Source organism: Haladaptatus sp. DYF46 (assembly GCF_021083305.1).
Classification (GTDB): Archaea; Halobacteriota; Halobacteria; order Halobacteriales; family Haladaptataceae; genus Haladaptatus.
Window position 1 is genome coordinate 200,448 of sequence record NZ_JAJFAY010000001.1, and the last position, 18,044, is coordinate 218,491.

General features: G+C 59.0%; 23 protein-coding genes and 1 tRNA gene. 4 read left to right on the forward strand and 20 right to left on the reverse strand.

Annotated features, from left to right (window positions below; all coding sequences use genetic code 11):
* Positions 1 to 33: 33 nt before the first annotated feature.
* From flaJ to LJF34_RS01120, 15 genes are all read right to left on the reverse strand, one after another.
* Positions 34 to 1,764: an archaellar assembly protein FlaJ gene (gene flaJ, locus LJF34_RS01050; RefSeq protein WP_231182781.1), complete on the reverse strand. Its 1,731-nt coding sequence runs from the start codon at positions 1,762 to 1,764 to the stop codon at positions 34 to 36.
* Position 1,765: 1 nt separating this feature from the next.
* Positions 1,766 to 3,580, reverse strand: a complete 1,815-nt coding sequence (locus tag LJF34_RS01055; RefSeq protein WP_231182782.1) for a type II/IV secretion system ATPase subunit — start codon at positions 3,578 to 3,580, stop codon at positions 1,766 to 1,768.
* A gap of 2 nt (positions 3,581 to 3,582) precedes the next feature.
* On the reverse strand, positions 3,583 to 4,353 hold the full coding sequence (locus tag LJF34_RS01060) for an ATPase domain-containing protein (RefSeq protein WP_231182783.1): 771 nt from the start codon (positions 4,351 to 4,353) through the stop codon (positions 3,583 to 3,585).
* Positions 4,350 to 4,808: a flagellar protein G gene (locus LJF34_RS01065; RefSeq protein WP_231182784.1), complete on the reverse strand. Its 459-nt coding sequence runs from the start codon at positions 4,806 to 4,808 to the stop codon at positions 4,350 to 4,352. The genes LJF34_RS01060 and LJF34_RS01065 overlap by 4 nt, the downstream gene beginning before the upstream one ends.
* The gene (locus LJF34_RS01070) at positions 4,809 to 5,240 is read right to left on the reverse strand and encodes a fla cluster protein FlaF (protein ID WP_231182785.1); all 432 of its coding nucleotides are present in this window, start codon (positions 5,238 to 5,240) and stop codon (positions 4,809 to 4,811) included.
* On the reverse strand, positions 5,224 to 6,519 hold the full coding sequence (locus LJF34_RS01075) for a FlaD/FlaE family flagellar protein (protein WP_231182786.1): 1,296 nt from the start codon (positions 6,517 to 6,519) through the stop codon (positions 5,224 to 5,226). The genes LJF34_RS01070 and LJF34_RS01075 overlap by 17 nt, the downstream gene beginning before the upstream one ends.
* A gap of 159 nt (positions 6,520 to 6,678) precedes the next feature.
* A complete protein-coding gene (locus tag LJF34_RS01080; RefSeq protein WP_231182787.1) occupies positions 6,679 to 7,473 on the reverse strand; it encodes a protein-glutamate O-methyltransferase CheR in 795 nt (264 codons plus the stop codon).
* On the reverse strand, positions 7,470 to 7,982 hold the full coding sequence (locus tag LJF34_RS01085) for a chemotaxis protein CheD (protein ID WP_231182788.1): 513 nt from the start codon (positions 7,980 to 7,982) through the stop codon (positions 7,470 to 7,472). Before LJF34_RS01085 ends, LJF34_RS01080 begins: the two co-directional genes overlap by 4 nt.
* Complete coding sequence (locus LJF34_RS01090) at positions 7,979 to 9,148, reverse strand: chemotaxis protein CheC (protein ID WP_231182789.1); 1,170 nt, start codon at positions 9,146 to 9,148, stop codon at positions 7,979 to 7,981. Before LJF34_RS01090 ends, LJF34_RS01085 begins: the two co-directional genes overlap by 4 nt.
* 1 nt (position 9,149) lies before the next feature.
* A complete protein-coding gene (locus LJF34_RS01095) occupies positions 9,150 to 9,746 on the reverse strand; it encodes a chemotaxis protein CheC (protein ID WP_231182790.1) in 597 nt (198 codons plus the stop codon).
* On the reverse strand, positions 9,746 to 11,770 hold the full coding sequence (cheA, locus tag LJF34_RS01100; RefSeq protein ID WP_231182791.1) for a chemotaxis protein CheA: 2,025 nt from the start codon (positions 11,768 to 11,770) through the stop codon (positions 9,746 to 9,748). Before cheA ends, LJF34_RS01095 begins: the two co-directional genes overlap by 1 nt.
* Before the next feature lie 6 nt (positions 11,771 to 11,776).
* The gene (cheB, locus tag LJF34_RS01105) at positions 11,777 to 12,814 is read right to left on the reverse strand and encodes a chemotaxis-specific protein-glutamate methyltransferase CheB (protein ID WP_231182792.1); all 1,038 of its coding nucleotides are present in this window, start codon (positions 12,812 to 12,814) and stop codon (positions 11,777 to 11,779) included.
* A complete protein-coding gene (cheY, locus tag LJF34_RS01110; RefSeq protein WP_231182793.1) occupies positions 12,811 to 13,173 on the reverse strand; it encodes a chemotaxis protein CheY in 363 nt (120 codons plus the stop codon). The genes cheB and cheY overlap by 4 nt, the downstream gene beginning before the upstream one ends.
* Before the next feature lie 85 nt (positions 13,174 to 13,258).
* Positions 13,259 to 13,738, reverse strand: coding sequence for a chemotaxis protein CheW (locus LJF34_RS01115; RefSeq protein WP_231182794.1), 480 nt, complete (start codon positions 13,736 to 13,738; stop codon positions 13,259 to 13,261).
* Positions 13,739 to 13,805: 67 nt separating this feature from the next.
* The gene (locus LJF34_RS01120; RefSeq protein ID WP_231182795.1) at positions 13,806 to 14,489 is read right to left on the reverse strand and encodes a hypothetical protein; all 684 of its coding nucleotides are present in this window, start codon (positions 14,487 to 14,489) and stop codon (positions 13,806 to 13,808) included.
* 158 nt (positions 14,490 to 14,647) lie between these two features.
* Between LJF34_RS01120 and LJF34_RS01125 the strand changes: the two genes are divergently transcribed.
* The 4 genes from LJF34_RS01125 (at position 14,648) to LJF34_RS01140 (ending at position 15,918) form a co-directional block, all read left to right on the forward strand.
* Entirely contained in the window at positions 14,648 to 14,869 is a 222-nt protein-coding gene (locus tag LJF34_RS01125) for a helix-turn-helix domain-containing protein (protein WP_231182796.1), read from the forward strand.
* Positions 14,870 to 14,966: 97 nt separating this feature from the next.
* Positions 14,967 to 15,143, forward strand: a complete 177-nt coding sequence (locus tag LJF34_RS01130) for a hypothetical protein (RefSeq protein WP_231182797.1) — start codon at positions 14,967 to 14,969, stop codon at positions 15,141 to 15,143.
* A 32-nt stretch (positions 15,144 to 15,175) separates the two neighbouring features.
* Entirely contained in the window at positions 15,176 to 15,628 is a 453-nt protein-coding gene (bcp, locus tag LJF34_RS01135; protein WP_231182798.1) for a thioredoxin-dependent thiol peroxidase, read from the forward strand.
* Complete coding sequence (locus LJF34_RS01140) at positions 15,625 to 15,918, forward strand: hypothetical protein (RefSeq protein ID WP_231182799.1); 294 nt, start codon at positions 15,625 to 15,627, stop codon at positions 15,916 to 15,918. Before bcp ends, LJF34_RS01140 begins: the two co-directional genes overlap by 4 nt.
* A 6-nt stretch (positions 15,919 to 15,924) precedes the next feature.
* Here the strand turns inward: LJF34_RS01140 and LJF34_RS01145 are convergent, their stop codons facing one another.
* From LJF34_RS01145 to LJF34_RS01165, 5 genes are all read right to left on the reverse strand, one after another.
* Positions 15,925 to 16,275 carry a YbjQ family protein gene (locus LJF34_RS01145; protein WP_231182800.1) on the reverse strand — a complete coding sequence of 117 codons (351 nt, stop codon included), beginning with the start codon at positions 16,273 to 16,275 and terminating at the stop codon, positions 15,925 to 15,927.
* A 39-nt stretch (positions 16,276 to 16,314) separates the two neighbouring features.
* Positions 16,315 to 16,824, reverse strand: coding sequence for a macro domain-containing protein (locus LJF34_RS01150; protein ID WP_231182801.1), 510 nt, complete (start codon positions 16,822 to 16,824; stop codon positions 16,315 to 16,317).
* Positions 16,825 to 16,869: 45 nt separating this feature from the next.
* On the reverse strand, positions 16,870 to 17,250 hold the full coding sequence (locus LJF34_RS01155; protein WP_231182802.1) for a hypothetical protein: 381 nt from the start codon (positions 17,248 to 17,250) through the stop codon (positions 16,870 to 16,872).
* Positions 17,251 to 17,452: 202 nt separating this feature from the next.
* Positions 17,453 to 17,719, reverse strand: a complete 267-nt coding sequence (locus LJF34_RS01160) for a D-alanyl-D-alanine carboxypeptidase (RefSeq protein ID WP_342765866.1) — start codon at positions 17,717 to 17,719, stop codon at positions 17,453 to 17,455.
* 243 nt (positions 17,720 to 17,962) lie between these two features.
* A tRNA-Thr gene (locus LJF34_RS01165) sits at positions 17,963 to 18,036 on the reverse strand.
* Between the last annotated feature and the right edge of the window lie 8 nt (positions 18,037 to 18,044).

An 18,044-nucleotide genomic window follows, 5' to 3' on the forward strand; every position in this document is an offset into this window, starting at 1 on the left:
TTCGTGTTCTGTCTAAACTCATAAGTAACTATCTCATACGTTCAAGAACGTCCCCACGACGATGCGAGTGACCCATGCGATGACGCCGCTGACCCACGTCAGAAGGACGAAATGCATGTATGCGTTCACCTTGTGCCCGCCGTCCACGATTCGAATCATGAGCGAGGAGAGCACCGAATTTAACAGAATGATGATGACGAGGAGGTACTCTATCATGATGTTGTTGTACACGCCGGTGTGAATCAGCGTCCCGAAGTTGAACTGCGGGGTGTTCAGGCCGACGGACATCCCCGAGAGGATGTTAACGATTTCGAGGCCGATGAAGAACGCGAACGTGGATGCGGCGGTAATCCCGTAGAGGACGCCGATGAGCGTCATCGTGGACTGTTCGCGCTGCTCGCGTAACTGCATGACCTCGTTCATGTTTCCGCTGATGAGTTCGCCGAGATGTTTCGGTTCACCACCCATCTGTCTGCCGATGAGGTACATCTCGCTGAACTTCTGGATGAGGTACGAGCGAGCGTCGGCGGTGAAATGTCGCCACGCGAGTTCCGATTCGATTCGCATGCTCAACCGTTTGAACAGGTCGTCGATATCCGGCGACAGCGCGCCGAAATCCTTCTTTCGGAGGGTTTCGAGAACGCGCGAGGTCGTGCTCTGTTTTGCCGTCTCGCTCGCGCCGAGCGCACGGATGAAACTCGTGAACTCCTCGTCGCGCTCTTTCACCTTTCGCTCCTCCCGACGGACGACAAGCCCGGGTAACACGAGCGGCGTCGTCGGCAACGCCGCAAAGATGGGGAGCGGTATCGAACTGGGGTCGACCGACGTACGTCCGAGGAGGACGAGGAGACAGACCACGATGGCGGCGACGGTCAGCACGATGCCGACGATGACGCTGATTCGAACTTTGCGCTCGGAATCCGTCCGCCCTTTCTCGTCGGGGTGGTACCAGACCGGGTCGTAGGGGGCCGTCGTCTGTATCATGAACAGAAACCCCATCTGCACGAACGCGAACATGACGACGACCGCGCTGACCGTCATCGTCGGGTTGGTTCCCGTGAGGATGGGAAGCACCGTCGCGAACACGAGTGCGAACGTGACGGAGAGAATCATCGACAGATAGAGGTCCTTCATCACTTCGAGGTTGCGTAGCGACCCTTCGTAGATGGTGACGTAGTTCTGAATCACCACGTCCTGTTCCGAGAGCAGGAAATCCTGAATCTCTCCGCCCGCGCCGATGGTGTACGCGAGGCGGTCGAAGAAGTCCGAAAGCGGCTTGCTCGGGACCTTCTTCGCTCGAATCTGGAGAGCGTCGTCCAAACTCTGGTTCCACGTGTCGACGAGTTGAACGACCCGCTGCATTTCCAGCGCGAGTTCCTTGTACTCCGGTTCCTTCGAGAGGATGCGGAACACTTGCACGCGGTCCATGTTCGCCGTCGAGAGGACGGTCATGTGCGTGATGAACAGGTGAAGTCTGTCCTCTATCTGCTTGCGGCGACGGTCCCGGAGCAGTTTCGGGTAGAGTATCGCCGTCACCAGACAGAGTGCACCGAGGAGCGGAACCGGCAGTGCGATGATAAACGGCAGGTCGACGGTAAAGACGAGCGCGAGACTGCCGAGGAAAAACAGTATCGACGGAACGATAACGAAGCCGACGTACCGCAACATCGGCATCTCCATCTGATGGTAAGCTTCGATGGTTGAGGAGGCAGCAGCGCTCAGGAGCTGTTTCGCGTCCGTTTGCTGTGCTTCTGCCTCCGCCATATCAGATCGACCGATGGACGTTGAACGGAAGCCCATCGACGCCATCGCGATGGAAGGCTTCGATGACTTCGTTCACCTCGTGGTAGCCGAGGATGTTCTCTTCTATCATCCGCTCCATGATCCGTGCCCGGAAATCGAGATCTTGGTAGATGTCGCGGGTGTTCTTGTAGCCGAGGAGCGTCGCTATCTGTTCTTCCAATACGTAGGAGTTGTTCATCCCTTGGAAGACGATCTCGTCCTCGACCGGGTCCCAGTAGAACGCCTGGCGCGTGACCACACCGCCCATGTCCTTGGAATATCCCTCGATTTCCTGCACGCTCGTCACGCGGCGCAGGACTGTATCCCCCTGTTTGACCCGGTTCTGGAACAGCGCAACGTCGGCGTTGTCCATGAACGTCTCGGGGACGTTGATGGGGTCGCCGGTAAACCGCTGAATCATCGAAACGATGTCGCTGGCGTGGAAGGTGAGCATCACCGGGTGACCGGTCTGTGCGGCCTGAAACGCCATTCGACCTTCCGCACCACGAACCTCCCCGACGATGATGTAGTCGGGGCGTGAACGTAGCGCGGCGGCGACGAGGTCGAACATGTCCACGTCGGCGCTGGCTTCGCTCTTTCCCTCACGCGTGAGGAGCTGTTGCCACGTGTTGTGCGGTGGCAGCACCTCGGCGGTGTCCTCGGCCGTGTAAATCTTGCTGTCCCGAGGGATGAACGACAGGATACAGTTGAGGGTCGTCGTTTTTCCCGACGCCGTCTCGCCGACGACGAACACCGTCTGTTCGTTCTCCAGACAGAGCCAGAGATACGCGGCGAGTTGCGGCGACAGCGTTCCCCAGTTCGTGATTTGTGCGACCGAGAGGGGCGTCCCTTCGCTTTGACGGATGGTGAGGCTCGGCCCCTTGATACTCACGTCGTCGCTGTAGATGATGTTGATACGCGACCCGTCGGGAAGCGTCGAGTCGACGATGGGATCGGAGTCGGAAACGGGATCCCCGATCCGCTCGCCCATGTTGCGAAGCCAGTTGTCGAACCGGTCGTTCGTCTCGAAGTCCACGGTGGTACCGAGCATTCCGTACGTTCCGTGGTCCACGTACGTCTCGTGGGGGCCGATGACGTGAATGTCCTCGTTCGCGGGGTCGCGCATGATCGGTTCCAACGGACCGAACCCGACGATGTCCCGGTTCAACCGATACCGGATGTTCTCGTAGGTCTGATCCGATACCTGGTACTTCCCGACGCCAGTGACGCCCATGAGCTCCTCTACGACGTCGTTCTCCCGGAGAAGTTGGATTCCAGTCTTCACGTCCCCGTAGGAGATGCTACTGACCCGTCGTGCGAGCTCCTGTGGGGAGGCGTTTTGAATGCGCTTTTGGAGCGTTTTTGGCGAGAAATTGCCGATTCGAGCCGAGATACTCCCGTTTCCTTCGCCGATTCGAACCGTATCCTGCAACAGTTCCTCGATTCTGTCGTCGTACTCCGACTCGCTTTCCGGCGCGGGCTTGGTGACGCTCTTTTCGAGAATCTTGCTACGGACGTTCCAGAACAACTCCTGTTCCGTGTCACTCAGGTCCGGTTCGATGGCGTAGTATTTCGTATCCCGACCGATATCGCCGTAGATGTGGCAGTAGATAGGACCGCCCGCCGGGTAGATGACGTTCGGCTTGGCCGCTTCCCACTCACCGGACGGTTCGTCGATGAGTTTTGGGAACTCACCCGTAAACTGCTTGAATCGCTTCAAGTAGTCCCGAAGGTGAGGGCGGCGCATCGCAACCTCTCGAAGTTCGCCTTCGATTTGGGTGGTCCCGTGTTCGGTCATTTTTAGGCGACGCTACGGCTCTCGATAACGATACCAGCGTCGGCACGAACCGAGTATCCGATGCTGTCTCCCACTTGTTCGCCCATTCCGGCGAACCGCTTGACCGAAATGTTCCGACGAACGTCGTTTCCGACCTCGACCATCTGCAGTTCCATGAACACGTCCGCAATGGCGCGGAAGGGGCCGATTGCGTCCTCGTCCACCGTCGACGGGTCGACGGTCAGTACGACGACCTTCCCTTGCGTCACGAGGTCGCGGAAGAACGAGATGATTTCGAGCGCCGCCTGTCGCTCCTCGTTCTGTCGGACCAGCGCCTCGAAGGTCGGATCGTTGCGGAGAATTGCATCGAAAGTGTCGATGATAACGACGTCGGCTTCCCACATCGCTTCCGCCTTCATCAGCCTGTTGAGTAGCTCCTTTCGCTGACCGTCCTTCTCGTCGCTGTCCGTCGGTGCGGTGAGTTGATGCGTACCGGTGTCCACGTCGGCGTGCAAGAACAGCAACCGTTCGTTAAGGAGGTGCTCTTCGATGCCGTAGGAAAGCGAGTGCATCTGGTCGATGAACCCACGAATCGTTAGCTCCGTGGAGAGGAGCGTCACGCTGTGGTCCGTTTCACATAACCCGTAGCTGAATCGCTGGCTCATGGCGCTCTTTCCGGCACCGTAGTCGCCCTCGATGAGGACGATAGAACCGCGTGGGATTCCACCTCCGAGTTCGTTGTTCAGTCTGTCGTGGTCTTGCAAGCCGAGCGAGTAGAGATTATTCGAACTCATGTTCTAAACTCCAATACTTCGGAATCACCGTTGACGATCATCTTCACGCGATGGTCCTCTCCGGGTGGCATCGGTGTATCATTTTCGATTGTAACTCTCAGTACGTTTCCGACGTCCCAGTAGTCCCCGTCTACGACTTCTACTGATACGTTCGACTGATATTTTCCGTCCAGCAGTATATCAATTTGGTCACTTGAGCCCTTTAAATTCTCCGCCCCTGTATTCTTCACGAGAATGGTAATATTATTGTCATCGCTGGAATTATAAACGGCACCGCTTGCGGGGTCGCTGATTATTTCGATATCCGTCCGCACGTCGTGACTCACGTCGTAGCTTCTGTCACCCAAGGCACCCGACAATCGCTGAATACCCGTCGTAAACGTCCCGGCGACGCTCGCCGCGATGATGAGGCTTGCGATGAACAGGATGAGATGGGATGTGGAGACACTCGCCACTCAGACCGCCTCCGTATCGGCGAGTCCGGGTCCGGTAATGACTTTCACTCTCGTCGGATCCGCCGAAACGTTGATTCGATAGTGAAGGGACTCACCGGGAAACCACAATTCGGTATCGGTGACACCGTTTACGTCGCGTGCGACGATGGCTGTCGAGTCGGGATAGACGCCATCGACCAACACGTCAGTGTCGTCGACATCCAGCGTAGTAGAACCGGTATTGTTCACGGTTATATTCAGATATCCTGTTGAATAGTTCACTGTTGTGATATTCAGTGCGGTGTTTTGTTGGTCGAGTACGTTCTCCGAGTGTTCGACTCTGGCGTCGTTGACGCGTTCGAACCCGTTGTACGCCGCCGAGTAGATCATTCCGAAACTGATGAACATCGCTAGGAAGATGATGGCTGTGGAACCACTAACGCTGAATCCCATGGCCCTCTCCCCGTATTCCTGCACAGTGATCGACGACTTTCTGCTCGATTGCATCACCGGTGAGTTGGCTCATGAACGAGAGACTCCGAATGTGGTCGTCCACGCCGAGGGTCGCAGGGGTCGCATCGGTCTCGACGTCGGTCACATCCGCGATTCCTCGGATGAACGCGAGCAACTGCTCTTTGACGGGTTCGCTGATCCAGTCGATGTCCTCGTAGTAGGCGATGGTCCGCACGGCGTCTTCGGAACCGAACTCCTCGACGAGGAACTCCAACCACTCCATCACGACGAGGTCGACGATGTAGCCCGGAGGGAGGTCGTTCAAGTACGGTTTTTGCGTCCCGCTTCGCATCCCCATTGTCGTCTCCGCCGCTTGGGATTCGTCGGTCTGTGCCGGTTCCTCGAACTCGAAATCGCCGGTCTCGGGGTCCTGTTCCTGCGTCGTCTCCAACGCCGTTTCCTCCTCCGGTTCCGGTTCCGGTTCGACGTCGAACTCGATTTCCGACTCCGCTTCGTCCGGTTCAGCGTCCCCTTCCGCCCAATCCGCTTCTCCGGACTCGTACTCCTCTTTGAGCTCTTGGAACGTCGAACCCCCCGCCTGTCCCTCGTCTTCCTCCGTCTCCATGTCGTCCATTTCCGTGTCGTCCATCCCCATCCCGTCTAGTTCTTCGTCCTCCTCCAGATCATCGAAGGAGTCATCGAAGAAGCTATCCGCGTCGGCATCGGCGACCTCGTCGTCCAAGTCGTCGTCCGACTCTTCCGCTTCCTCCTCGTCGAAGAGGCCAAACCCACCGGCTTCCTCCCCACCGAAGGCATCGCCGCCGAGCCCACCGTTTGGTACGTCGTCGACGAACGGATTGACGCCGCGCGTAACCATCTCGTAAATTTCGAGGAGTTTACGGACGTTCTCCTCTACGTCGTCTACTTTTTCGCTGATCTGCTCGTTTTCGCTGCGAACGGTGCTGACGGTCGAAGCGATGTCACCGACTTCGTTTTCGAGGTCTTGCAGGCGGTTTTCGAGTTCCTGTGTCGACCCGCCACCACCCATATCGCCGAAACCGTCGTCACCACCGCCCCAGTCGTCCACATCACCGTCCATGCCGTCGTCCAAGTCGTCGAAGTCGTCACCGCCGATGTCATCGTCGAATAGGTCGTCACCGCCCGAATCCGACTCTGCACTCTCGTCGTCCTCCATGAAGTCCATGATTCCCATGGCACCCATGGCAACCGACCCGCTCAGGAGCGGAGCGAGGTCGGGAGCAAGAGTTATAAGTTTCATTATGAACACCACCGAACGTCACCACATTAATCTTCTGCCTGAGTTATCACAATTGATACTATAGCAATATCGGGACAGTATACGGTGGCGGATATGAAAAGACCCACCTAATCGAGCACTACAGGGTGTTTATGGGTGTTCAAAATCACCACGATATATCTATTTTTTCATATATATTCGGAGTCTTTTGTCCACCGGTACATATTCTTCTTTCAGCACCTCTGGAAGCGTCTCCGTCTTCCCGATGACGAGGTAGCCTCCGTCTCGAAGCGAGTTCGTGATGGTTCGAAGCATCGGGAGTTTGTGTTCGGCGTTGATGTAGATGAACAGGTTTCGGCAGGAAACGAAGTCGAAATCGGACTTCGAACGGCCATGAATGAGGTCGTGGCGCTCGAAATTCACGAGTCGTTTCCCTCGTTCCGAGACGCGAAACGTGTCCCCGTCCCGGTGGACGAACTCCTCGTAGCCGTCGAGAGGGTCGAGTTGGTCCGCGATGCTCGTCGTTCGCGTACTTCGATACACTCCCTGCCGCGCCTTCGCCAAGACTTCCCGGTCGATGTCCGTCGCCGTTATCCGGACGTTCGACGCGTCGATTTCCGGATCCGAAAGCGCGAGCAACGCCAACGAGTACGGTTCCCGTCCGTCGGAACACGCCGCGCTCCAGAGTTTCACGCGACGCCGATCGTCGGAAAGCGAACGCAGGACGTCGCACAGTTCGTCCCAAACGTCCGGGTTCCGGAAAAAGCTCGTCACGTTGACCGAGAGGGCATCGAGGAGTGCATCCCGCTCGTCCGGGTCCTCGTCGAGCCGTTTTTGATAGCGACCGTACCCCTCGATGCCGGTTCGACGCATCCGCGAGGAGATTCGTCTGTCGAGATACGAGGTGTCATAATGGCTCGTCACAAAGCCGAGTTCGGATTCGACGAACGAGAGAAGCCGTTCGAAGGAGCTCAAATCCGGTTCACCCCGTGGTGGGCGCTCTTCACGACGAGCACGGCGCTCCCCGTGTCGAGTTCGAGCGAGCGCCCGTAGTCCCCGCCGGTATCCTCGCTGACTATCGGAATTCCTTTCTCGGCCAGCGATTTCTTGCTCTCCTCGACGTTTCGCAGCCCGACGTCGCTTCCGATACCGGACAGTTCGAGCATGTTGCTTCCACCTGCGATCTTCGCTTCGATCCCTTCCTCGTTCGCTCCCGCCCGTAGCATCTCCGAAAGCATTCCGTCGATAGCCGTATCGACGAACTTGGCCGCGTCGCCGTCGTCCGACCCGGACGCGGACGGGAGCATGGCATGTGCGAGCCCGGCGATTCCACTTTCCGTTTCCGACAGGGCGATTCCGAGACAGGAGCCGAGCCCGGTCGTCGTCAGTTTCGTCTCGGTTTTCGCCACGGCGTAGTCCGCTACGCCGACTTTTATCGGTCCGTTCCTCCCCACCGGTTTCGATTCGCTTCGATACACCTTCATAATCGTCCTGCGTTCGTTTTCCGTTCCGACTCCGCATCCGTATCGAGCGACGCGAGAACCTCTCGAAGTTCGGATGCCTCCGGGAGTACGTAGAGCGAGCAGTCGAACGACTCGTCCGCCGCACGGATGGTCGTATCCGAGACGAACGCGAACTCCTGTCTCCGACCGAGTTGGGCGACCAACGGGTCGGCGATCGCGCCACCCATGTCGTGTGCGAACGTCGGCGGCGAGATCTCGATCGTGGTCCGAAGCGCGTTCGCCCAGCCGTCGATGAAACTGCTCGCCATGATGTTTCCAAGTTCCTGAATGGCGTTCTGCTCCGACTCGCTCAATTCGCCGTCGGTGGCGTTCCCGTCGCCGGGAAGCAAGGCCCTCGAAACGTCGCGTGCCGACGGTTCATCGAACAGGATCAAGACGAACCCGCCCGGTTCGGTTTCGAGTGCGATAACGACGCCAGCATACATCGTTTCACCCAACGCCTCCGGTAGCCCTACCACGGGAACGAAGCTGACGTGGGTGATGTCCACTGCCGTCTCGATGCCGGTCATCGCACTGACGTTTTCGGCGACGGTGGCTGCACCACCCCGCGTCATCTCGTCGAAACGCGAGAGGTTTTCGACGGGAACGGCTTCCCCGTCGTCCGAGAGGAGACCTTCGTACTCGCCGATATCGGGCGAGAGATGGACGCTGAACGAGATGGACTCGTCCACGGCGCTGATGGAACTCGCAAAGACGAACGTCTCATCCGCGTTGTCGAGGAGCAGCGTCGGGTCGCCGTCCACGTATGTCGGGGGTGAGATGTCTATCGTGGTTCCGAGGTAATCCGCCCAGCCATCGACGAACCCGCCGGCCATCACGTTCCCGAGTTCTTTGACGATGCTCTCGTCCATGCCCTTCATCCCCGGTGCGAGGATGCCTCGTACCCGTTCGACGGCTTCCGCGGGGAACGTAAATGCCGTTCGCCCGCGCAACCCCCCGTCCAGTTCGATGACGACGCCGACACATTGTCGGTATCCGACCGGCGTCGTATCGGAGCGAACGTCGGTTCGCGTCACGTCCACGAACGTCTCGATGTCGGTCATCGCGGACAGATGTGATGCCGCACGCTCCGCCCCCTCGTGTGCCATTCTGTTTGCCGCTTCGAGCTTTCGAATATCTACGTTCATCTCAGACCTCGATCTTTCGCATCATCCGAACCAGATCCTCCAGTTCGGGGAAGGTGTAGACCTTCACTTCGACGTCGGAGTCGGGAACGCGGACGTGCGAATCGAGTACCATCGCCACGTCGTCATCGCGATGTCCGACGAGCGACTCGACCGTCCGACTGGCCGGGCCGTACGTGAACTTCGGCGTCGAAAAGTCGATGGTAGTCTGGAGTACGTTCGCCCAGCCATCGATGAATCCGCTGGTCATGATGTTTCCGATCTCCTGAACGGCGGATTTCTCCATGTCGCTGAACCCCTTCTTCGCGGGCTCTCCCATTCCACCCATCATGCCGTGTGCAAGCTGTTTTGCGCTTCCGACCGAGAAGAGAAACAGGATGTATCCGTGGGGCTCTTCGACCAGTTCGATGTGGATCCCGACCTGTTTCTCGTGGCCCATGTGGGCACGAACGTCGCGGATGTCGATGAAGTTCGTTTTCGTTATCTCCATCTCCGTTTGCATCCCCGTCATCTGGCTGAGATGGTTCGCTACCGTGCTCGCACCCTTTTTCGCCATCCTGTTGAACAGGCTCAACTTCCGAATGTCTATCTGTAAACTCATTAGAGACTCTCCACGTCGAGGATGGTCACAACGTCACCTTCTCCGAGCACCGCCGCGCCCGAGAGTCCCGGGATACCCGATAGGATTCCTTCGAACGGTTTGACGACCACTTCCTCCTGTCTGCTCACCGCGTCGCAATGAATCGCGACCGGTCGCTCCGACTCGTTGACTCGAACGAGCATTCCGTCCCCGTTTTTGGTTTCACCGGGAACGTCGAGCGCCTGCCCGAGACGAATGAGCGGGTACACCGTGTCGTCGTGCGTGATAACCTCCTCGCCTTCTATGCGTTTCACTGCGCCCATCCGCCGAATTTCGTCGACGTTCTTGATGGGGATTCCGTACTCCTCCTCGCCCGACTCCACGAACAGCACCTTGACGATAGCGACCGTAACGGGAAGCGAGAGGCTGATGCTCGTGCCACCGCCGACCTCGCTCTCGACGCTGATGTCGCCGTCGAGTCGCTTGATGGTGTTCCTCACCACGTCCATGCCGACTCCGCGACCGCTCACGTCGGTTATCTCCTCCGTCGTGGAAAAGCCCGCGTGGAAGATGAGTTCGTAGGCCTCCTCGTCCGAGAGCGAATCGGCTTCGTTCCTAGTCAGAATGCCTTTGCTCACCGCTTTCGTCTTGATAGCGTCGGCGTCGATACCGCCACCGTCGTCCGCCACCTCGATGGTCACGCGGTCCCGTTCGCGCTTGCCGCGCAGGTGAATCGTTCCGGTGCGTTCCTTCCCGTTCGCTTCGCGCTCCTCCGGCGTTTCGATACCGTGGTCGACCGCGTTGCGGAGCAGGTGCATGAGCGGATCGCTGATCTCGTTCAGGATGGTTCGGTCGAGTTCGATGCTCTTTCCCTCCATCTCGAAGTCGATCTCCTTCTCCTGTGTGCGTGCGAGGTCCCGAACCAACCGCGGGAACTTGTCCACGATCTTCTTGAGCGGCACGAGCCGCATGTCCATGACGGTGTCCTGCAGACTGGTCGTGATCTTGTCGAGTTCGTCCAGATTGTCCGCGGCGCTTTCGAGTTCGCCCTGCTTGACCGAGCGTCGGAGCTTGATACGGCTGGTGACGAGCTGTTCGACCATACCATGCAAGTCGTCCAACTGGTCCACGCCGACGCGGATCGATTGTATTTCGTCCACTTCCGCCTTCGTCGCTTGCGTGTCCGTTTCCGTCGATCCGTTCACATCCTCCGACCCGTCCGCGTCCTCCGACCCGTCCGCCGGTTCGACTTCCGGGGTCGACTCGGATTCCGACGCTTCGCTCGCGTCGGCGATCGCGTTCGGAACCTCGTCCGTCACGTCCGAGACGGTCGCCGATTCGACCTTCCCGACGCCATCGACGATTTCGGTAACGGCCTCCTGCTCGCCACCCGTTACGAACAGGTCGAAGCCGTCGCCGTACTCCCCGTCGTTGATGTCCTCGACCGACGGAGCCGCATCGAGCAGTTCGAGGTGTTCGGTCACTTCGCCGAGGACGAACATCGCATCGACGCCCTTCATCTGCGAGTCGCGCATCTCCACGCAGGCGTGGAACACGTCGTCCACGTCGGCGAGCACCGATGGGTCTTCGAGGAGGGAGAGTGCGGCTTTGGGATCGGATGTCTCGTTTTCGGGTTCGGCGTCGATTTCCGCTTCGACCGGTGCACCGTCTGCCGCCTCCAACGTCGCACGAATGTCTTGAATCGTTGCGCCCGGGTCCGTTTTCGACTCCCCGTGTTCCTCGATTTCGGCGAGAATCATCTCGATTTTGTCCACGCCCGCGAACACGTGGTCCATGATCTCCGACGTGACGGTCATCCGCCCCTGTCGAATCTCGTCCAACAGGTCTTCGATGGCGTGTGCGAGGTTGCTCCCGTTCTGGAACCCCATCGCCGCGAAGTTCCCTTTCAGCGTGTGCGCCGTCCGGAAGATGGAATCCATCGCCTCCGCGTCGTTCGGGTCGTCTTCCAGTTCGAGCAACGAGTTGTTCAGTTCGGTTATGTTCTCTTCGCTTTCACGAATGAAATCCTGTATGTACTCATCCATATCGAATCACGTCGGTTTGCGTACGGCCGAAAGTATTCCGCTGGCGACGTCGTCGGCGGGTAGCACCTCGTCGACACAGCCGGTTTCGATGGCTCGTGCCGGAATACCGAACACCGAACAGGTCGCTTCGTCCTGCGCGATGGTTTTCCCACCGGCGTTTTTGATGGCCTCGACGCCGACCGCTCCGTCCGCACCCATTCCGGTGAGGACGACCGCGGTAAGCGGGTCGGAGATCGTCGTCGCCGCGGACTCCATGGTTACGTCGATGGCCGGACGCACGCCGTGGCGTGCCTCGTCCTGTGTCAACCTGACGCGAAGCCTCCCTTTCGCGTAGTTCGACACTTCCATGTGGTGGTCGCCTCGTGCGACGAGCGCCTGCCCGGAACCGATTCTGTCGCCGTCCGCCGCCTCCCGAACGTCGTAGTCGGTCCTGTCGTCGAGCCGCTTTGCGAACCGGGCAGTGAAACTGTCCGGCATGTGCTGGACGATGAGAATTCGAAGCTCCGCCGATCGAGGAAGTCCGGCGAGAACGCTCTCTACGACCCGCGGCCCGCCGGTCGAGGCACCGATGACGACGGTCGCGTTCTCGGCGTACGACTCCTCGGGGGCGTCCGGGACGGCCGTCGTGATGTCGGGTGCGCTGACGGAGACGTCCGCGCGTGCAACCGACCGAACCTTCTCGATGAGGTCGTCCTTGTGCGCCGAGATTCTGGTCGAAACTTCGCCTCCGGGTTTTGCCAGCACGTCGATAGCCCCCCTTTCGAGGGCCTCGAACGTCGCTTTCGCACCGTCTTCGGTGTGTGCCGAAAGCATGAGCACCGGGGTCGGCGTCGTTTCCATTATCTCCTCGACCGCCTCGATGCCGTTCATCGTCGGCATCTCGACGTCCATCGTCACCACGTCGGGTTCCGTTTCGGCGACGACTTCGACGGCCTCTTTCCCGTTCGTTGCCCGTGCAACCACGTCGATACCACCCGATTCGAGAACGTCGGAAATGACGGTGCGCATGAAGTGGGAGTCGTCGACGACGACCGCCCGCGTCATGCTGAGATTACGTCGTTGATGGCTTCCATCACGCTGGGCTTCTGAAACGGCTTCGTGATGTAGCCATCGGCGCCGGCTTTGATCGCCTTCTTCATCTTCTCTTCCTGCCCGATACTCGTACACATGATGATGTTCGCGTTCGAATCGAACTGCTTTATCTCCGTCGTCGCGTCGATGCCGTCTCGAATCGGCATCACGATGTCCATCATGACGAAGTCCGGTTGCTTTTCTTTGTACAGTTCTATCGCTTCGACACCGTTTTCGGCCTCGTCAGCGATTTCGAAATTCTCCTCGAGAATCTCGCGCAGTAGATTCCGCATGAATTCCGAATCGTCGACAATTAGTACGTCATTCACCATTCATCTTTCACTGTCAGGAACTTTTGAAAGGGGATAAAATAAATGCTCCCCTGTGATTATCAGCGTTGATGTTTCATTCGGGATATCAACTCAGGCTGTCAATCATCTTATCAACATCAACCCATATTATGAGGTCGAGTTCACCTTCGTCCGGTTTTTTGATGATCCCTCTCGATATTTGGTCGCGGATCCCCCGCGTGTCGAGATTCTCCAAGTCGTCGCTGGTGTCGATGTGTTTCGAGGAATGCGTCGTTACGTCCAGCACTTCGTCGACGCGAATCCCGATCTTCTGCTTGTCGTCGGGGCGATCCAGGACGAGCACGTCGTCTCCTCGCTCGTCGGATGCGACGCTCAGGAACTTCTTCGGGTCGATGATGGCCGTCGTCTCTCCGCGTAGGTCCATGACCCCCTCGATGGACTCCTTCGTTCGCGGGATCCTCGTGACTTTTTTCACCTCGACGATGCTGTCCACCTGTTCGATGTCGATGGCACACAGGTCCTCACCGAGTCGGAACTCGACGACTTGGGTCTCCTCCGTCCCCGGCTCATGTTTCCGAACGCTCATAGTCAGTTACCGGATACATCGAACGACGGAACATAAAACCCACTCCCCGCTATCACGGCGGATAATCCTACTCCGGGTCCGGCGGAAAGACGATACCGTTCGAGTCCCGCATCGCCATGAAAAGGTCGGCGATGCTGTCATCGGGAGATAGGTCGTATGCTTCGAGAACGCCGCGAAAACAGCGCGGCGAGTAGCGTACACGGAGGTTTGATTCCATCATGAGGATGCCGAGTACGTCCTCCACGGGCATCTCGGTCTCGACTTGCTGGGCGTACCACATGAGGAGGCTGTCGAAGACGGTGCCCACATCGTCCGAGAACATCCGTTGATGGTTGATTTCGTCCTCCGATTTCGCCGTGATTTGAAAGCCGTATCGGGCGGCTACGTCGCCCAAGTCGTCTTCGAGCCATTCGCGAACGTCCTTGGAGTCGATGTGAGGCCGCGGCGTCTCGTTCTTCGGCGTTCGTTCGCTCGGGTGTTCCCGCGTCGATGCCGAATCGATAGCAGGTTGCGTCCGTGATGGGGAGCGTTCCGGGGACGTTTGCGGCGACGATGCAGGTTCGTCGGTAGAAGCCGCATCGTCCGTCGTCTCCGGCCCCGCGGTGTCTGGAACCGAGGGTTTTCCCGACGCGCCGATGACGAAACGCCCCTCGTCCAGCGCGACGACGTTCTCACGCTCCTCGATATCGAGTTCCTCGGGGGAGACGACCGTTCGACCCTCCGGATCCGATTCGTCCCTCGCTGGACTCATTGCCCACGCCTACCACGGCTCGCACCATAAAATCACCGGGAATTTACGTCGGTGAGAACACGCCTCGAAGAAACGACCATTCCGCGGCGACTCACGAACTTCGACAATTGTCGTGAGATAATTTTATTATCGTCGAATGTCTGGACCAGCGTACCCACATGAGTATCGAAGCAACACCGCTCGCGCCGATGCCCGACGAACTGGACTCACCGCGCGCCAAACTGGTGTATCTCTCGCTTGCGACCACCGGCGGCGCGACGCTGGACGAACTGCAGACGGGTCTCGACCTGCCGAAAATCACGCTGTACACCATCATCCGAACCCTCCGGGAACGCGGCCTCGTGAACCAGGAGGGGGAAGCGCTAACGCTCGCCGCCTGACTTGTCGCGTCGAACCTCGTTTCCGTTCTCTTCACGTCCACTTTCACTTTCACCCCGCTAGGCTCGCCTTTAGTATCCAACCGGACAATCCCCATACATGAACGTCGAAATGAAAACCGAGGAGCAGACAGAACGGCCGTGGAAATCGGCGGACGTCTCCGGGTTGTCCGCCAGCGAAGTCGCGGCGTACGTCCGCACCTCGACCGAGGAGAGTGCCGTCCACTTCGAACGCAAGGGCGGACGGACTTTCGTCGTCATCGAGGAGAGTCCGTAACGCAGTTGGTCGCCGGATCCGAACTGGTTCCCATGCTCGAACCCGGCCAACCGGCACCACCGTTCGAACTGCCGAATCAGGACGGCGAACTCGTCTCGCTCGCCGACTTCGACAGCACCGTCGTCGTGTACTTTTATCCCCGTGCGGATACGCCGGGATGTACCACCGAAGCCTGCGGCTTCCGCGATTCGTGGGCCGACTTCGAGGCCCGCGATATTCCCGTCCTCGGCATCAGCGACGACCCGGTGGCCGACTTGACGAAATTCCGCGACGAGTACGACCTGCCGTTCGACCTCCTCAGCGACGAATCCGGTGAGGTCGCGAGCGCGTACGGCTCCTACGGCGAGAAGAACATGTTCGGAAACACCTTCGACGGCGTGTTCAGGAACACCGTCGTCGTCGGTCCCGACGGCACCGTCGAAGCCGTCTTCGAGGACGTTTCGCCGGACGGCCACGCGGATGAACTCCTCTCCGCGCTCGAATGACCTACCTCTCACACCCCGTCCGCGCCATGCGTGACGACCCGATGCCCGAGGAGTCGGCCGCGCTTCTCCTCCGACTCGGCGACGCGGACGTGGAAACGACCGCCGCTCGCGTCGGGGACCTCGGCGGCGAGGTGGACGCCGAACTCGAATTCGAAACGCTCCGCGTCGTCCTGCCGGAACCCGCCGTCGCAGACCTGTGTGAACTCGACGGAGTGGAGTCGATAGAAACGGACGCGACGATTCAAATGGGAGGCGACGCGGGTGAAGACGTGGAGTTAAACGATCCGTAAGCCACCTCACCGAATCGAAACCGCGGTGCCGAACGCCTTGATGTTCATCATGCCGCCCTGTCCGCCGAGGGATTCGTCGGTGATGTCCACCGCGAGGACCGCGTCCGCACCGACCGATTTCGCCTCCTCTACCAACTCGTCGAGCGCCGTTTCCTGATTCTCTTCGAGGGTCTTCTCCCACGATTTGGAGCGCCCGCCGACGATGTCGCGGAGGCCGCCCGCGATGTCCTTTCCGATGTTTCGCCCGGGCGTCACGTCGGCGACGACCACGCCGTGATGGCGCGTGATTTCCCGTCCCGGAACCGTGTGACTCGTCGTGACCAGTACGTCCTCGTCGTCGTATCTGAAAGCGGTCATCGAACGAAACGTTCCATCGGGCAGACATAATTCTGCCGATTAGCCCGTCCGGACGGTTTCGGCTATCTCGCGGAGCGTTTCGTACTCCTCGCCGCTGTAGGCGATGAGCCGAACGTCTTCGAGCGACGTGGGGTCGAATCGCCGTATCTCCTCACAGATAATTTTCCCGCCGTCCCGAAGGTCGAATCCGGCGACGCCACAGCCGAGGGCGGGGAGAACCACCGACGCCGCTCCGCGTTCGTCGGCCTCTCGGAGTGCGTTCCGAGTCGCCTCACGGACGCTTTCCGGGGTCGCTTTTCCGTCCCCGTAGTGCGGCATCGCCGCCGCGTGGACGACGAACTCGGCGTCGAGTTCGTAGGCGTCGGTGACGGCCACGGCGCCGAGTTCGACCGGCCCCTTTTCGACGGCTTCGTCGTGTATCGGTCCGTTCGCGCCACGCCGGAGTGCGCCAGCGACGCCGCTTCCCATTCGAAGGCTGGTCCCCGCGGCGTTGACGAGCGCGTCCGCGCTCTGTGCCGCGATATCGCCGCGAATCACGGTGAATTCCATATCCACGCTACGCGGCTCTCGAAGGAAATTCTTGGGTCGCTCGGCTCACTCTTCGAGGTACGTCACTTCGACCATCAGGTCGGGATGGTCGGCGTTCGGATAGCGAAACGTCCATGCTCTGTCGAAGTCGATGCCCCGCCGATGGCCTTTCAACAGTAGGTCACCGAGTACGTCGCGGAAATCCTTGAGTACGGCTTTCTCCGGCGGTTTCGTCGGCTGCGGAGGGTTCACTATCTCCTCGGTTCCACCTTTTTCGAGATGGGTTATCTCTGCCATCAGGTCCGGTGTGTCGTCGGGATAGCGAAACGTCCACGCTCGGTCGAACCGGCGGTCGTTCTTGTACGCCGTGCTGAGCACCATCTTGAGCGTACTTCGGAACTCGTCGGGCGCTGCCATCCAGAGGGGGACACTCTGGGTGCGGCTCATAAAAGTGAGGCAGGCGCGGAAGCAGTATAAAACCGTCCGATAATTGGTCTGGTAGGAACGACGAGCAACAGTTCACAACCCGGGATTCGGCGTTAAGAGCCGGTTAATCCTGTCCGAGACGAGTCGTGTCTGGCTGTAAACAGTCGAAGCCGGTCTTCGTAAATACGAGCATAACCGCCGCCGAATTCGGCGTCATCAGCGGTTACGAGTCGATGAGCACTCGAACCAAATCGTCCCGATAGTCACGGGCGTCGTTGAGTCCCACGGTCACGTTCGACACGAGAATCGAGAACAGTACGTCCGGATCAGACGGACGCTCGATGACGCCCGAAAGCGCACGTGTTCCGCGAACGGTCCCCGTCTTCGCGTGGACCGGAACGTCCACGTCCCGCAATCGGTACGCGAGGGTTCCCTCTCCGGGCGTCGGAAGCGACCCGATGAGCGTCTCCGACCACGGCTTCTTTCGTATTCAATCGAGCAGGGAAACCACGTTCGTCGCCGAGACGAGGTTGAACTGCGAGGGTTCGGAGCTATCCCGGAAAACGGAATCGTGAGTCGTTTCGTGAAACAGGGACGACTGATCGCGCGAATATCGTCGAAATAATCGGGAAACGATCTTTTCGAATGGCTCGAATAGCACAGAAATCGAGGAGTCTTCACACAGCGATTGCGTGAACGAAATGCGGTCGAAGAAGATGAACGCCGACAGGAAAGCCAAGGGTGGGATTTGAACCCACGTATTCTCGATTACAAATCGAGTGCTTGAACCACCCAAGCTCCCTTGGCGCAACAGC

Bases quoted from the DNA above. Each gene is read 5' to 3' on its own strand.
- LJF34_RS01055 (WP_231182782.1), bottom strand. From the start codon at position 3,580: ATGACCGAACACGGGACCACCCAAATCGAAGGCGAACTTCGAGAGGTT.
- LJF34_RS01155 (WP_231182802.1), bottom strand. From the start codon at position 17,250: ATGAGCCGCACCCAGAGTGTCCCCCTCTGGATGGCAGCGCCCGACGAG.
- LJF34_RS01070 (WP_231182785.1), bottom strand. From the start codon at position 5,240: ATGGGATTCAGCGTTAGTGGTTCCACAGCCATCATCTTCCTAGCGATG.
- LJF34_RS01150 (WP_231182801.1), bottom strand. From the start codon at position 16,824: ATGGAATTCACCGTGATTCGCGGCGATATCGCGGCACAGAGCGCGGAC.
- LJF34_RS01075 (WP_231182786.1), bottom strand. From the start codon at position 6,519: ATGAAACTTATAACTCTTGCTCCCGACCTCGCTCCGCTCCTGAGCGGG.
- LJF34_RS01085 (WP_231182788.1), bottom strand. From the start codon at position 7,982: ATGAAGGTGTATCGAAGCGAATCGAAACCGGTGGGGAGGAACGGACCG.
- LJF34_RS01130 (WP_231182797.1), top strand. From the start codon at position 14,967: ATGAACGTCGAAATGAAAACCGAGGAGCAGACAGAACGGCCGTGGAAA.
- LJF34_RS01090 (WP_231182789.1), bottom strand. From the start codon at position 9,148: ATGAACGTAGATATTCGAAAGCTCGAAGCGGCAAACAGAATGGCACAC.
- LJF34_RS01060 (WP_231182783.1), bottom strand. From the start codon at position 4,353: ATGAGTTCGAATAATCTCTACTCGCTCGGCTTGCAAGACCACGACAGA.
- LJF34_RS01095 (WP_231182790.1), bottom strand. From the start codon at position 9,746: ATGAGTTTACAGATAGACATTCGGAAGTTGAGCCTGTTCAACAGGATG.
- flaJ (WP_231182781.1), bottom strand. From the start codon at position 1,764: ATGGCGGAGGCAGAAGCACAGCAAACGGACGCGAAACAGCTCCTGAGC.
- LJF34_RS01120 (WP_231182795.1), bottom strand. From the start codon at position 14,489: ATGAGTCCAGCGAGGGACGAATCGGATCCGGAGGGTCGAACGGTCGTC.
- LJF34_RS01140 (WP_231182799.1), top strand. From the start codon at position 15,625: ATGACCTACCTCTCACACCCCGTCCGCGCCATGCGTGACGACCCGATG.
- cheA (WP_231182791.1), bottom strand. From the start codon at position 11,770: ATGGATGAGTACATACAGGATTTCATTCGTGAAAGCGAAGAGAACATA.
- LJF34_RS01145 (WP_231182800.1), bottom strand. From the start codon at position 16,275: ATGACCGCTTTCAGATACGACGACGAGGACGTACTGGTCACGACGAGT.
- LJF34_RS01115 (WP_231182794.1), bottom strand. From the start codon at position 13,738: ATGAGCGTTCGGAAACATGAGCCGGGGACGGAGGAGACCCAAGTCGTC.
- cheY (WP_231182793.1), bottom strand. From the start codon at position 13,173: ATGGTGAATGACGTACTAATTGTCGACGATTCGGAATTCATGCGGAAT.
- cheB (WP_231182792.1), bottom strand. From the start codon at position 12,814: ATGACGCGGGCGGTCGTCGTCGACGACTCCCACTTCATGCGCACCGTC.
- LJF34_RS01125 (WP_231182796.1), top strand. From the start codon at position 14,648: ATGAGTATCGAAGCAACACCGCTCGCGCCGATGCCCGACGAACTGGAC.
- bcp (WP_231182798.1), top strand. From the start codon at position 15,176: ATGCTCGAACCCGGCCAACCGGCACCACCGTTCGAACTGCCGAATCAG.